The sequence below is a fragment of the Rhodococcus sp. RDE2 genome (assembly GCF_020885655.1).
Lineage (GTDB): Bacteria > Actinomycetota > Actinomycetes > Mycobacteriales > Mycobacteriaceae > Rhodococcus > Rhodococcus pyridinivorans.
The window spans coordinates 3,503,894-3,517,037 of the sequence record NZ_AP025186.1; the positions used below are offsets into that span (position 1 = coordinate 3,503,894).

Sequence of the window (13,144 nt, forward strand, 5' to 3'; positions counted from 1 at the left end):
GACGGTCCCGGTCGGGCCGTTGCACGTGCCGGTCCGGTCGAAGAACGCGAGGATGTCTCGTGGGCGAGACGCCGCGTGTCCGTCCCGCGCGAGAGCGCCCGGCTACCGCATCCCCGGCACCACGGGTCCGGCTCGGCGACGCGGCACTCGATCACCGCGCGATCCGGCTCGAGCAGCTGACCGACGGCCACAAGACCGAGCTCGTCGAGGTGGAAGAAGACGGTCAGGTCGGGGGTCGCGAAGGTAGCGTGGTGCACGTCGAGGTCTTCCGGCGGATGGTCAGTGTGAGAGCTTCCATCATCGGAAGGCCTCGACTTTCATCCGGCGACCGACGCGCTCAGCCACCCACCCCCTCAACTGCGACACTCCTATTGACTTGCTGTCAAGCGGCGGTCGTTTGGCGTCGAGGCTGCAGCGTCTGGACGATGAGTGGATAGAGCTGCCGAACGAGATACCGTTTCAGGCAGCGGATGATTTCCATCTTCGTCTTGCCTTCCGCGATCCGTCGTGTCGCGTAGTTACGGGTCTGCTGGTCGTAGCGCAGCCGCACGAGCACGATGTGGTAGAGCGCTGAGTTCGCCTGCCGGTCGCCTGCGCGGTTGAGTCGGTGACGGTTGGTCTTGCCCGACGACGCCGGTATCGGACAGGCTCCGGCCAGTGCCGCGAACGCGGCTTCCGAGCGTAGCCTGTCAGGGTTGTCGCCGGCGGTGATCAGCAGCTGCGCCACGGTGTCTCGGCCGCAGCCGAAGACGCTCATCAGGTCCGGGGCATGGTCTTCGAGTAGCCGTTGCAGGTGCCCGGACAAGTCCTCGATCTGCTCGGTCAGTGCTTGCCAGCGCCGCGCCAGCAGCCGCAGGCTGTAGGCCGTGGCCTCGGCTGCGGTGACCGGCGCAGGTGTCGGTCGTGACGCCGCCAGCGCAGCGATCAACTTGGTGTTCGACAGGCCCCGGTAACGCGAACGCAGCTCCTCTGGCGCCGTGATCAGCATGCCCTTGATCTGGTTGATCGTCGCTGTCCTGGCGGTCAGTGCAGACGACCTCGAGGTGCGCAGCACCCGGAGTGACTGAACCGTCTCGGGTTTCTTGCCGCTCCTATATCGGTGACGGCTCCGGTTGTGGAGTCGACAGGTGAGCGTAGTACGCCGCCTCGAATTCATCCGGCGGGACGTATCCGAGACGGCTGTGCAGGCGACTGCGATTGAACCAGTCGACCCACTCCATCGTGGCGTACTCGACGTCCTCGACGGACTTGTAGGGACCCGGATGGAACGGGTTTCCCTTGGCGATCACTTCGGTCTTGAACAACCCGATCGTGCTCTCGGCCAGAGCGTTGTCGTATGCGTCTCCGACGCTGCCGATCGACGCGGCAATACCCTCCAGCACAAGGGTTTCCGCGAAAGCAATGGAAGTGTACTGACTGCCGGCATCGCTATGGTGGATCAACCCCGTGCCGACCGGGTGGCCCGTGTGGTCACGTCGCCACAGTGCCATCTTCAAGGCGGTGGTGACCATCGCGGTGTCCTTGACGGTGGCGGCATGCCAGCCGACGATCGCCCGCGAGAAGCAGTCGATCACGAACGCGACATAGACGAACCCCGCCCAGGTGCGGCAATAGGTGAAGTCGGTGACCCACTTCCGATTCGGGACCTCGGCGGTGAAATCACGATCGACCAGGTCAGGGGCGCGGCGGCTGTCCGAGCCGCCGGGCACGGTGGTGCGGTGCCGACGGCCCCGGACCGCTCCGGACAGCCCTTCGTCGCGCATCAACCGGTCGACGGTGCATGCCGCGACGTCGTGGCCGTGTCTGCGCAGGTGCACGGTCATCTTTCGGCGACCGTAGAGACCTTCGGCGGTGCCGACGGTCTCACGCAGAGCGTTCGTCAGATGTGCATCGGCGACGGTCCGGCGGGATGGAGAAGCAGTTTTCCAGTTCCGATACGTGCGTGGGGCGACCTTGACGCCACGCTCGGTGAGCACGGCGCAGATCGACTCGACCCGGTGTCCTTGTGCACGCATCTGGTCGATGAACTGGCAGATCAGCGGCGGCGAGGGTCGAGCTCCCTCGCGAAGAAAATCGAGGCCGATTTCAAGATCTCGTTGGCCTCACGGAGGTCTCGGACTTCGCGTTCGAGCTCTTTGATTCGTTGCTGTTCAGCGGTGGTCACGCCGGGTGTCTTGTCGGCATCGATCAGAGCCTGGCGGGTCCAGGTGCGCAGCGACTCGACACCGACGCCGAGCTTCGGGGCGATGGCTTTGCACGCCGCGAACGGCGAAGAATATTCGTCGAGGTGGTCGAGGACCATCTTCACCGCTCGTTCACGCTGCTCGGCGGGGTAACGCTTGGACATGATGTGCATCCTCCTCAAGAAAGGAGGCGGCATCAAACCCGAGACGGTTCAGACTCCACCAACCCATCGCCACCCTTGGGTGCGGCGCTGGCTCGACCCGACAGCACCGCCTCAGCGGCCGAATAGGCGTCGAAGGGATCGCTCTTGCCGCGAATCCGGCGATCGAACCGGTTGGGGCGGTTGACCTCACTGACCGCGATGCCCGCGACCTGCATCGCACGACTGACCCCAGCCCCGTACGAGCCGGTGCACTCGATGCCTACCTTCACCAGCCCAGGCCAGGACCGCAGGAACCGCAACGCCGCCTGGTAGCCGGCCGCGGTCGCTGGGACCTGTACATCTGCCAGTCGTCGTCCGGTGGCATCGATCGCTGCGACGTGGTGGGTGTCGGCGTGGGTATCGATTCCGCCGTAGACCTCGAGGTGATCCTGATTCACCATGGGACTGCGCCCTTCCATCTTGTCGGGTGCGCAGTCCGGCCGGGCGTCAGTCAGTTCACTATCGGGGATCTCGCCAGACTCCTATCAGGACATGACGGCCCGCCGGGCTGCACTCAAACGAGTGAGCCGAGCCGGTCGACACGTCGCAGACAGGACAGCCACCAACCTGCAGTGGCGTCAGAAGAGCCGTGAGCCAGACCCGCCCACCAGACCCATCCTGCGTCCACCGAGCCGAGACCGTCACGCCCATCAAGGAGTCAGACCAACCGGTCCACGAGATCCATAGTGAAGAGCCACAACACCGGCCACGCCTGTCGCCGATCGCGTGCGTACGCCCTTTGCGGTCCGCAAAAAAATGAGTACGCTCATTAATGTGAGCGAGGTGCAGCAGCTTTCAGAGCGCGGACGGCGCCCGGGCGTTCGGGAGATAGAGTCCCGCCGCGAGCAGAACATGCGGCTCAAGCGGGAGCGAATCTTTCGCGCCGCGTCCGACCTGTTGCGTGCGCGCGGGTTCTCCGCAGTGACGACGCAGGAGGTGTCCGCCGCGGCCGGGGTCGCAGCGGGGACCTTGTTCCGGTACGCAGCGACCAAGAGCGAGTTGCTGCTCATGGTCTACAACGAGGCACTCCGGGCATCGATAGATGAGGGCGCCGCGCGTGCGGCGTTGACGCCGGATCCTGCCGCCGCGGTCTTCGCCCGCCTGCACCCGCTCGTCGTCGCTGCCGCACGTGAGCCGGAGAACAGTGCTGCGTACCAGCGGGAGCTGCTGTTCGGCCCTCACGACGCGAAGTTCCGGGCCGAGGGCATGGCGTTGATCTTCGAGCTCGAGGCGTCCCTCTCCGACACGCTACGACGCGCCGCTCCGACCCTCAGCGACGGGGAGGCACGCGTCGCAGGATCCTCGCTGTTCGCCGTCACGCATCTCGCGATCGCTCGGATGACGGCCTCGGACATCCCCGAGGCTGACGCGATCGACGACCTCAGACGTCAGGTCACGCTCATCGTGACCGGCGTGCCGCACACACCCCGGCGGCCGGATCCGCCGCCCGAGAAGGAATGAAGGAAACAGAACAATGAGCAACATCACACACGTGACCGTCCTGGGAACCGGAGTCCTCGGCACCCAGATCGCCTTCCAGACCGCCTACAGCGGCTTCCAGGTCACCGCATATGACATCAGCAGCGACGCCATCGAGGCAGCCAAGAAGCGGTTCGACGCTCTCGTCACCACCTACAAGGACGACGGAGTCGCGGGGGCAGCCGAGGGGAAGGCGGACGAGGCGCTCACCCGCGTCCGGTTCTCCTCCGACCTCGCCGACGCGGTCGCGGACGCGGATCTGGTCATCGAGGCGATCCCCGAGGTACTGTCCATCAAGCAGGACACCTACCGAAGGCTCGGCGAGCTCGCACCGGAGAAGACGATCTTCGCAACGAACTCGTCGACACTTCTGCCCAGCGACCTCAAGGACTCCACCGGACGCCCCGCCAAGTTCCTCGCGCTGCACTTCGCGAACCGGGTCTGGAAGTTCAACACCGCCGAGGTGATGGGCACCGCCGACACCGATCCGGCCGTGTTCGACGAGGTCGTCGCCTTCGCCGGCAACATCGGGATGGTTCCGATCCCCGTGTACAAGGAGAAGTCCGGCTACGTCCTCAACTCGCTACTGGTGCCGTTCCTCAACGCCGGGTACGCACTCGCCGCCGGCGGATACGCCGAGCCGAAGGACATCGACAACGTGTGGCGGATCGGCACGGGAGCGCCGATGGGCCCCTTCCAGATCACCGATGTCATCGGCCTGGCCACCCCGTACAACATCCTCGCCCACGGCGGGGAGGAGGACCAGGCGCTCGCGGCCTGGCTGAAGAGCGAGTACATCGACCACGGCAAGCTGGGCGTCGCCACCGGCGAGGGCTTCTACACCTACAACTGACCCACGACCGCGGCAGAACAGTCCACGAGAGGACGTGCAAGCCAGATGTACTACAGCAGTGGAAACTAGGGGTGTAGAGCGAACGGTCGCGGAAGATGATCGCGTAGCTGCCCGAGCGGTGTCCGGCGTCCTGCCCGGAGAAGCCGGTCAATTCCCACCGGCCGAGCAGCGCTGTCGGGTCAGTCGTCTGGGGAGCGGGCATGCCAAGTCCTCTCAGTGGGGGTCGGGTCAGGGGGGCAGCGCGGCTCGAAGCTCCATGGAGTTGTCATCGTTGAAGCGCCAGGCCTCGGCTTCGTTGCCGAGGTGGTAGGTCACGGTTGCGGACTTCGCCTTGAGGTCGCACTGGATCACCCCTGCGACAGGTTCGCCGGGTTGGTCTTCCCGGTTGTCGAGCCAAGTGTTGTTGACTACCGCTTTTAGAATCCCAAACGTCTTGGGGTGGATGTCGCCGACGTTATCCTCACGCTGAGGCCCATAAGCGGCGGCAAGGAGTTTTATTGTGTTTGACTCGTAAAAGAGGATAAAGGCAGCGTGGTCTGCGGGATATTCGGCGAGAAAATAGCGGTCGTTGGCGAGTTTCTCGACAAGAGCTTCGACTGTTTCGTTATCAACTGTCAATGTGGTTGGCATTGCTGTATCACTTTATCTTTGATCGGCTAAACGTCTGGCCTGCCTCGTTTTTGAATCTCTCGGTTATGGTTTCGGGGAGGCCAAGTGAACTGTATCCAACGGTAACTTCTGACGCCCGAGAGCCATCCGGTGGGTGGCTTAAAACTATCTCACCTCGGACCACCGCCGAGGCTCGATCCTCCAGCCCGAGATCGAGTTCGTGCTGGTTAGCGTTGATTCGTTGCTTAGCAATCTCGATCAATGCCGCAAGCTCGCCGGGCGTGTGGGCCGAGCCGATGTGCGCGATCATCTGGCGCCGACCGCGGATCTTCTCCCAGATCTGCACGCCGATGGCCCCGGAGGCGGTCTTGGACTGCACCACGTACAGATCCACCTCCTCCAAACTCCGCTCGATTAGTGACCCGCGCGCCACATGCTCGAACTCGTGACCTGCAGCGATCCTAACGAATTGGCTAGAAACGACGTCAACTTGTGGAACTCAGGTCTGACACGGGGTGATCCTCGCTGATGCCCTGCACCCGTTTGACGAATTCGTCGCCGGGCTGAACCTCGACCGCGTCGACACTCTCGTCGGCTCGTTCCTCAGCGTCGAGTGCGGTTTCGAGCACGGTCTTCGTCAACTGCCCGAGCAGTCCGTTCGGGCCCATCAGTTAGACGCCTTGTTCCTCGGCCTGGGCCAGTAGTTGCTGCGCCAACTCCAGCTGGTTCATCTCGTCCGCCATGGGCTCCAGTGTTTCCGTCATGGTCGATCCTTCCGCCAAGCTCGCTGCTCGGCGTGTCAGGCCGACCCGGATCACGTCAACACCGACATCCCCGAGCCGGTGACCGCAGAAACGAGCCTGCCCCGCACTCAGGCGGGGCAGGTTTCGATTTGCTCAACTTACGTGGAGCTAAGGGGACTCGAACCCCTGACCCCCACACTGCCAGTGTGGTGCGCTACCAGCTGCGCCATAGCCCCTTGCACGGCCCTGACGGGGACCGCCACCGAAGACTACAGGCGAGAGCGTGAACTCTCGCCTGTAGCGATCTTGTGGAGCTAAGGGGACTCGAACCCCTGACCCCCACACTGCCAGTGTGGTGCGCTACCAGCTGCGCCATAGCCCCGTATTCGGTTGTACCGTCGCGCTCCGGTTGACCCCTTCGCGCTGAAAGAAAACTACACCATCGCGCTCGACGCCAACAAATCGGCTGGTAGACAGCGTGACTGTGGCGGGAGCACGCACCGTGCGCAGCTCCCGCCACCGCTCCGTCTATCCGACGAGTTCGGTCACCCAGTTCTCGTCGCCGAGGGCGTCGATAACGGTCCCCTCGTACACGACAGCCGGCGTGCCGGCCGCTCCGGTCGTCGCGAGCAGACGGCGTCCCGCCTCCGCGTCGGCCGAGGCCTGATCGATCCGGGCGCCGTCGGTGATGCACTGCGCGACGTCCTCGGAGGCACCCGCGTCGCGCGCCATCTGCGCGAGACCCGCGTTGTCGATGTCACCGTCGCCACCCTCGGCCGGTTGGTTGTCGGGCGACAGCAGGGCGTCGTGGAATGCGGAGAACGCGCGGGCATCGCCGCTCTCGGCGACGCACTGCGCCGCCGCCACCGCGCGGGTCGAGTAGTCGCCGCTGCTCGACGCCCGGTCGAGGAAAGCGAGCATCCGGTACCGGATCGCCAATTGGCCGTCGTCGATCGCCTGGGCGAGCTCCTGCGAGTGCTTGTGTTCGAGTTCGGCGCAGTAGGGGCACAGCGGGTCCTCGAACAGGTCGACGGTCCGTGGGGCGTCGGGGCGGCCCAGCAGGATTGCGCCGTCGTCCTCGATCGACACTTCCACCGCGCCGTTCTGCACGGAGCCGTAACCGTCATTGCGGGGATCGCCGCTGCCCGACGACCACAGGACACCACCGATGACGAGCGCACCGATCACCAGGATCGCGATGCCGCCGAGAATGTAGGTGACCCTGTTCGACGTCGGCTGCGGTGTGTACTTGCCGGATGAGACCTTCTTCGCGCTCACGGATGCTGCCCTCTACTGCTCGTCGGTGGGGAAGGACGATCTCACTCTGCCATCGACGGCTGAGGGGCCGCTGAGAGGGAAGCACATGAACCCGGACCGAGCGCGAACCAGGTGCGCGGCCGGACGACCAGCCATATCGACATCGCCAGGAAGCCGACGTCGCGGGCGATCTCGATCGCGTAGTCGCGGCCGTCGACGCCCTCGACCACACCTCCTCCCCCGAAGCAGCCGCAATCGATCGACAGGCCGCGCGCCCACGCCGAGGCGATCGCGACGACGAGCGCGACCAGCCCCAAGGCGCTGACGAGCGCTGCGAAGCGCGTCGCGAGACCGACGAGCAGGACCAGGCCCAGGGCCAGTTCGAGAACGGGGAAGGCGGCGGCGAACGGCCGCACCCAGCCGGTGGGCAAAATCTGGTACGCCCGTACCGCCACGACGGTCTGCGTCGGATCCGAGAACTTCACCCAACCGGAGACGAGCCACACCGCCGCCAGACCGTATCGGGCGAGCGTGGAGACGAGACCGACCCACATGCCGGCGACAATACCGGGCGGTCGTCTCACCGCGCCGTGTCGTCGGTCACCTGTGTCGCCTGCTCGACGACCCGGGGGCGTCCGACGACGAACCACGGCAGCGTCGCCGCTAGCATGATCACACCCGTGACCGCGAAGGCCGTCGAGTAGGACAACCGGTCCGCGAGGAAGCCTGCGGCGACCGGACCGATCACCGCGCCGACATCGGCGACCATCTGGAAGGTCGCGAGCACCGGCCCGCCCCGGGCCTTGCTGCCCACGACGTCGGCGACGGCGGCCTGCTGCGAGGGATTCGACAGCCCGGACCCCATACCCGCCACGAACGAGGTGATGAGGAACCAGACGACGCTCTCGGTGAATCCCATGGCGATCGTGCTGACCCCGCACACCACCAGACCGGCCAGGACGAAGGGGCGCCGCCCGAACCGGTCGGACAGCTTGCCCGACTTGATGAGGACGAGTGCGTTGCCCACCGCGAAGGCGGTCAGCGCGACACCCGCGAACGCCTCACCCTCGTCGAGCGCCTCGACGACGAACAGAGGCACCATCGCCACGCGGACCCCGAACACCACCCAGCCGTTGGCGAAGTTCGATCCCAGCGCCGCGCGGTAGACCGGCGAGCGCAGCGCGTCGCGCAGGCGCATGACGGGAACGCCGTCCCCACTGTCGGGACGGGCGAGTTCCGACGAGCGCAGGCTGATCCCCACGACCGAGGCCGCGACGAGCAGCGCCACGGCGTAGATGAGAAAGGGTGCGCGCAGCCCCAGTCCGATAAGGGCACCGCCGAAGAGCGGGCCGAGGATGTTGCCCATGAGGAAGCTGGTCGCGTACAGGCCGGACACACGCCCGCGGGCGTCCGGGGGCGCGATCCGCACGAGCAGGCCGAGCGCCGACACCGTGAACATCGTCGACCCGATGCCGCCGAGCGCTCGGAAGACGAGCAGCTGCCAGTAGCTCGCCGCGAATGCGCACGCGCCCGTCGACAGGGCGACGATGAGCAGACCCGTGATGTAGACGGGCCGCTCCCCCAGCTTCTGCACCAGCGACCCGCTCGCCGGCGCGAAGAGCAGCCGCATCGCCGCGAACGACGACACGACGACCGTCGCCGCCGTCACACCGACGTCGAAGCTGCGCGCGAATTGGGGCAGCGCGGGAGCGACGAGACCGAAGCCGAGCGCGATCACGAAACTCGCGACGACCAGAACCCAGATTTCCCGCGGCAACGCCGCGTCACGTGTCCGCATGATGCCCACGATGTTAGCGAGGCGCACGACCTCGCCCGGTCGCGCGGTGGGCGAGCGGCCTCAGGACAGGACGGACGAGACGAGTTCGCGTGCCGCCTGTTGGACCTCGGCGAGATGGTCGGGGCCGCGGAACGATTCGGCGTAGATCTTGTAGACGTCCTCGGTTCCGGAGGGGCGGGCGGCGAACCACGCGTTCTCGGTGGTGACCTTCAGGCCGCCGATCGCGGCGCCGTTGCCGGGTGCCGCGGTGAGCGTCGCGGTGATCGGTTCGCCGGCGAGTTCGGTGGCGCCGACCTGCTCGGGCGACAGCTTCGACAGCACCGCCTTCTGCTCGCGCGTCGCCGGGGCGTCCACACGCGCGTAGGCGGGGTCGCCGTACCGGTCGACGAGTTCGGCGTAGTAGCGGGACGGGCTCTTCTCCGTCACCGCGGTGATCTCCGCTGCGAGCAGGGCGAGGACGATGCCGTCCTTGTCGGTGGTCCACACCGAGCCGTCGCGCCGCAGGAAGGACGCACCGGCGCTCTCCTCACCGCCGAAGCCCAGCGAACCGTCGCTCAGGCCGGGGACGAACCACTTGAAGCCCACCGGCACCTCGAGCAGGTCGCGGCCGAGGCCGGCGGCGACCCGGTCGATCATCGACGAACTCACGAGTGTCTTGCCCACCTTGCTCGACTCCGCCCATCCGGGGCGGTTCCGGAACAGGTAGTCGATCGCGACGGCGAGATAGTGGTTCGGGTTGAGCAGACCGGCGTCGGGGGTCACGATGCCGTGCCGGTCGGCGTCGGCGTCGTTGCCGGTCGCGAGGTCGAAGGCCTCCCGGTTGCCGATCAGCGACGCCATCGCATTCGGGGACGAGCAGTCCATCCGGATCTTGCCGTCGGTGTCGAGTGTCATGAACCGCCAGGTGGCGTCGACGAGCGGATTGACGACGGTGAGGTCGAGCGCGTGCCGTTCGGCGATCTCGCCCCAGTAGTCGACGCTCGCACCGCCCATCGGGTCCGCACCGATCCGTACCCCTGCGGCACGGACGACGTCGAGGTCGACGATGTTCGGCAGGTCGTCGATGTAGGCGGCGAGGAAGTCGTGCCGTCCGGCGGAGGCGAGGGCGGAGGAGAGCGGCACCCGCTTCACCCCGTCGAGTCCGGCGGCGAGCAGTTCGTTGGCGCGGGCGGCGATGGTCGAGGTCGCATCGCTGTCGGCCGGTCCACCGGACGGCGGGTTGTACTTGAAGCCGCCGTCGCGCGGCGGATTGTGCGAGGGGGTGACGACGATGCCGTCGGCACGGGCACCCGAGCCGGAATTGTGCTGCAGGATCGCGTGACTGACGGCAGGGGTCGGGGTGTAGCGGTCGCGGGAGTCGACGACCACCTCGACGCCGTTCGCGACGAGCACTTCGAGCGCGCTCGCCCACGCCGGTTCGGACAGGGCGTGCGTGTCGCGGCCGAGGAACAGTGGGCCCGAAGTGCCCTGCTGGGCGCGGTATTCGACGATGGCCTGGGTGGTCGCGAGGATGTGGGCTTCGTTGAACGCACCGTCGAGGCTCGAGCCGCGATGGCCGGATGTGCCGAAAGCCACCTGCTGCGAGGCGTTCTCGGGATCCGGTTGCACGGTGTAGTAGGCGGTGACAAGGTGTGCGAGATCTTCGAGATCCGCCGCGGTGGCCGGCTGCCCCGCTCGTTCGTGCGCCATGTGCTCTCCTCGTCGATGGTGGTGTTCTCATCTTGCCGCCGATCCGCGGCACGCGCGGGATGAGTACCCCGATCCGCGCGTCGGTACGGATACGGACGAAAAGGTCATCACGGCCGTGGGACCAAAGTGTCTGACCCGAAAGTAATATTGGCGCTCACAATCAGGTGGGCTAACTTCAGTGAACGAAATGAAGACGATGCCGGGGAGGACATATCTTCGTTTCGCTCTCGCTGTTTCGGCGCCGTCTCCGACGTCTCCGGGACCGACAGCGACCGTGCCCGTCGTCGAGAACTCTCACACCCTGAGTCTCGACGGCGGGCACTGCCGTTTCCAGCGCACTGCCGTTTCCAGGGCACTGTTGTTTCCAGGGCACTGCCGTTTCCCGACACTGCCGATCAGGCTCACCCGGACAACAAGAAACCCGGGTAGGTGATCGATGGTCGATCTCCTACCCGGGCCGTTGGTGGAGCTGCCGGGAATCGAACCCGGGTCCTCCGCCGCCTCGCGAGGGCTTCTCCGTGTGCAGTTCGCTATGTCTCTACTCGGATCTCCCGTTCTCGCGAACAAGACGAGATGACGATCCCAGTCGCTGTTTGCTGTCCCGTACGTCTCCGCGACCGAGCCGCACGGTAGAGCTCTCTAGTCGATGCCAGGATCCGGGTCGAGAGCAAACCCGGGCTGACAGAGACGCGCTCGCTTAGGCAGCGAGGGCGTACTCGCGCTGAGTGGACTCGGCGCTTAATTGGTTGCAGCGACGCTTACGGTGGTCTCTTGCCTGCACCGACACGCTTCCCCTTGCTCAACGTACGCAGTCGAAACCGTTCAGCCCCGTACGCACCTGCGACTGTCGCAGGACTACCTACTGTAACGACCTCGAGGCACGATGTCATTCCCATTTCTCGAAACGGTTCGCAGCCGGGTCATGAGCCTGCTCACATCACCTCTCACCAGCGGCGTTACCGGCTCGACCTCGCCCGTCCCGGGACGGATCAACCCGGCAGGCCGACGAGCGCGACGGCGAAGCCCGCCGCGACCAGCCCGAGCAGTTTCACCCGGCTCACGCGCTCACCGAGCACGATCACGGCGAGCAGCACCGTCACCGCCGGATACAGCGCCGCGATCACGCTCACCAGGGAGAGCAGTCCGTGCTGGTAGGCGAACAGCAGTGCACCGTTCGCGATCACATCGATCGCGCCGATCCCGATAAGGATCGGCAGGAGCGACCGGACCGGCCACACCACGGCGCGCCACGAGAAGGCGATCACGAGCCAGACCACGAGGGTGGCGGTCGCGCGGGAGGCGGCGAGCGGCCACAGTCCGGTGCCGGTCCCGACCTGACCGAGGCCGATGAACGACAACGCGAAGGCGATGCCCGATCCGACCGTCCACCACGCGATCCTCGAGGTGAAGCGCGGGTGTCCCACACCGGTGACGGTCTCGTCGGATTCGCGGCTGACCAACCCCACCGCGATCACCGCGACGACGATGCCGAGATAGGCGAGCAGACCGGGCCGGTCCCCCGTCGCGATCCCGACGAGCACAGGGATACCTGCCACGACGACGGCGGTGACCGGTGAGACCACCGACATCGGCCCGTCGGCCAGCGCGAGGTAGAACCACCAGACGGCGATCCCGCCGGCCACGCCCGCCCCCGCACCCCACGCCAGCGACGCGGCGGTGATATGGCCACCGACGACGGACGCCGCGACGAGGGAGACGACGAGCGAGACCGGGTAGGTGACGGCGACGACACCCAACGCGCTCGCGCGCCGCGATGCGGCGCCACCGGCGAAATCGCTGAGGCCGTAACCGACTGCCGCGAGCAGCGCGAGCGCGACCGCGATCAGCGGCTCATGCCCTTCACCCGCCGGCCGAGCTCGCGGGTCACCTCACGTTCGGCGGTCCGGCGTGCGAGATCCTGACGCTTGTCGTAGTCCTGCTTGCCCTTGGCGAGCGCGAGTTCGACCTTGACCTTGCCGTCGGAGAAGTACATCGACAGCGGCACGAGGGTCTGGTTGCCCTCACGGGTCTTGCCGACGAGCGCGTCGATCTCCCGACGGTGCAGCAGCAGCTTGCGGGTGCGGCGCGGAGCGTGGTTGGTCCACGTGCCGTGCCCGTATTCCGGAATGTGCAGACCCCGCAGCCACACCTCGCCGTCGTCGACGGTCGCGAACGCGTCGACCAGGGAGGCCTTGCCCTCCCGCAGGCTCTTGACCTCGGTACCGACGAGGGCGATACCCGCCTCGTAGGTGTCGAGGATGGTGTAGTTGTGGCGCGCCTTCCGGTTGGTCGCGATGACCTTCCGGCCCTTTTCCTTCACGTGCAGGCCT

At 66.3% G+C, this 13,144-nt stretch carries 12 protein-coding genes, 2 tRNA genes, 1 other RNA gene and 3 pseudogenes; 2 read left to right on the top strand and 16 right to left on the bottom strand.

Annotation, left to right across the window (positions count from 1 at the left end):
* Nucleotides 1-56 precede the first annotated feature (56 nt).
* The 4 genes and pseudogenes from LPH33_RS16325 to LPH33_RS16340 all read right to left on the bottom strand — a co-directional run.
* Nucleotides 57-257, bottom strand: a pseudogene (locus tag LPH33_RS16325) (ISL3 family transposase); the annotation flags it as partial.
* Between the two features lie 125 nt (nt 258-382).
* Nucleotides 383-1,054 (bottom strand): transposase, encoded by a 672-nt coding sequence (locus LPH33_RS16330; RefSeq protein WP_229565155.1) that lies wholly within the window; start codon nt 1,052-1,054, stop codon nt 383-385.
* A 37-nt stretch (nt 1,055-1,091) separates the two neighbouring features.
* Nucleotides 1,092-2,347, bottom strand: a protein-coding gene (locus tag LPH33_RS16335) for an IS3 family transposase (RefSeq protein ID WP_228287126.1) whose coding sequence is annotated in 2 segments (ribosomal slippage) — nt 1,092-2,074 and nt 2,074-2,347 — 1,257 coding nt in all. Because the reading frame shifts where the segments join, the coding sequence is not laid out codon by codon here.
* Between the two features lie 32 nt (nt 2,348-2,379).
* Nucleotides 2,380-2,787 carry an IS110 family transposase gene (locus LPH33_RS16340; protein ID WP_229565157.1) on the bottom strand — a complete coding sequence of 136 codons (408 nt, stop codon included), beginning with the start codon at nt 2,785-2,787 and terminating at the stop codon, nt 2,380-2,382.
* 373 nt (nt 2,788-3,160) lie between these two features.
* On the opposite strand from LPH33_RS16340, the gene LPH33_RS16345 reads away from it, so the two are divergent.
* Both LPH33_RS16345 and LPH33_RS16350 read left to right on the top strand, forming a co-directional pair.
* On the top strand, nt 3,161-3,847 hold the full coding sequence (locus LPH33_RS16345; protein ID WP_229565158.1) for a TetR/AcrR family transcriptional regulator: 687 nt from the start codon (nt 3,161-3,163) through the stop codon (nt 3,845-3,847).
* A gap of 13 nt (nt 3,848-3,860) precedes the next feature.
* Complete coding sequence (locus LPH33_RS16350) at nt 3,861-4,718, top strand: 3-hydroxyacyl-CoA dehydrogenase (RefSeq protein WP_024101447.1); 858 nt, start codon at nt 3,861-3,863, stop codon at nt 4,716-4,718.
* A gap of 228 nt (nt 4,719-4,946) precedes the next feature.
* Here LPH33_RS16350 and LPH33_RS16355 read toward each other — a convergent pair whose 3' ends face one another.
* The 12 genes and pseudogenes from LPH33_RS16355 to smpB all read right to left on the bottom strand — a co-directional run bounded on the left by LPH33_RS16355 (nt 4,947) and on the right by smpB (nt 13,134).
* A complete protein-coding gene (locus LPH33_RS16355) occupies nt 4,947-5,348 on the bottom strand; it encodes a hypothetical protein (RefSeq protein WP_088899420.1) in 402 nt (133 codons plus the stop codon).
* Nucleotides 5,349-5,505: 157 nt separating this feature from the next.
* Nucleotides 5,506-5,709 (bottom strand): annotated as a pseudogene (locus tag LPH33_RS26990) (IS1634 family transposase); the annotation flags it as partial.
* A gap of 220 nt (nt 5,710-5,929) precedes the next feature.
* Nucleotides 5,930-6,070, bottom strand: a pseudogene (locus LPH33_RS16365) (IS256 family transposase); the annotation flags it as partial.
* A 163-nt stretch (nt 6,071-6,233) separates the two neighbouring features.
* Nucleotides 6,234-6,306 (bottom strand) — tRNA-Ala (locus LPH33_RS16370).
* A 73-nt stretch (nt 6,307-6,379) separates the two neighbouring features.
* Nucleotides 6,380-6,452 (bottom strand) — tRNA-Ala (locus tag LPH33_RS16375).
* A gap of 146 nt (nt 6,453-6,598) precedes the next feature.
* A complete protein-coding gene (locus tag LPH33_RS16380) occupies nt 6,599-7,348 on the bottom strand; it encodes a DsbA family protein (RefSeq protein ID WP_006550359.1) in 750 nt (249 codons plus the stop codon).
* Nucleotides 7,349-7,389: 41 nt separating this feature from the next.
* The gene (locus LPH33_RS16385; protein ID WP_160877600.1) at nt 7,390-7,881 is read right to left on the bottom strand and encodes a MauE/DoxX family redox-associated membrane protein; all 492 of its coding nucleotides are present in this window, start codon (nt 7,879-7,881) and stop codon (nt 7,390-7,392) included.
* A gap of 26 nt (nt 7,882-7,907) precedes the next feature.
* Nucleotides 7,908-9,125 carry an MFS transporter gene (locus LPH33_RS16390; RefSeq protein WP_033097228.1) on the bottom strand — a complete coding sequence of 406 codons (1,218 nt, stop codon included), beginning with the start codon at nt 9,123-9,125 and terminating at the stop codon, nt 7,908-7,910.
* A 60-nt stretch (nt 9,126-9,185) separates the two neighbouring features.
* The gene (pgm, locus tag LPH33_RS16395) at nt 9,186-10,814 is read right to left on the bottom strand and encodes a phosphoglucomutase (alpha-D-glucose-1,6-bisphosphate-dependent) (protein ID WP_229565160.1); all 1,629 of its coding nucleotides are present in this window, start codon (nt 10,812-10,814) and stop codon (nt 9,186-9,188) included.
* Nucleotides 10,815-11,275: 461 nt separating this feature from the next.
* Nucleotides 11,276-11,644: a transfer-messenger RNA gene (gene ssrA, locus LPH33_RS16400) on the bottom strand.
* 159 nt (nt 11,645-11,803) lie between these two features.
* Entirely contained in the window at nt 11,804-12,661 is an 858-nt protein-coding gene (locus LPH33_RS16405) for a DMT family transporter (RefSeq protein ID WP_229568361.1), read from the bottom strand.
* Nucleotides 12,658-13,134, bottom strand: a complete 477-nt coding sequence (gene smpB / locus LPH33_RS16410; RefSeq protein WP_024101458.1) for an SsrA-binding protein SmpB — start codon at nt 13,132-13,134, stop codon at nt 12,658-12,660. The genes LPH33_RS16405 and smpB overlap by 4 nt, the downstream gene beginning before the upstream one ends.
* Nucleotides 13,135-13,144 lie beyond the last annotated feature (10 nt).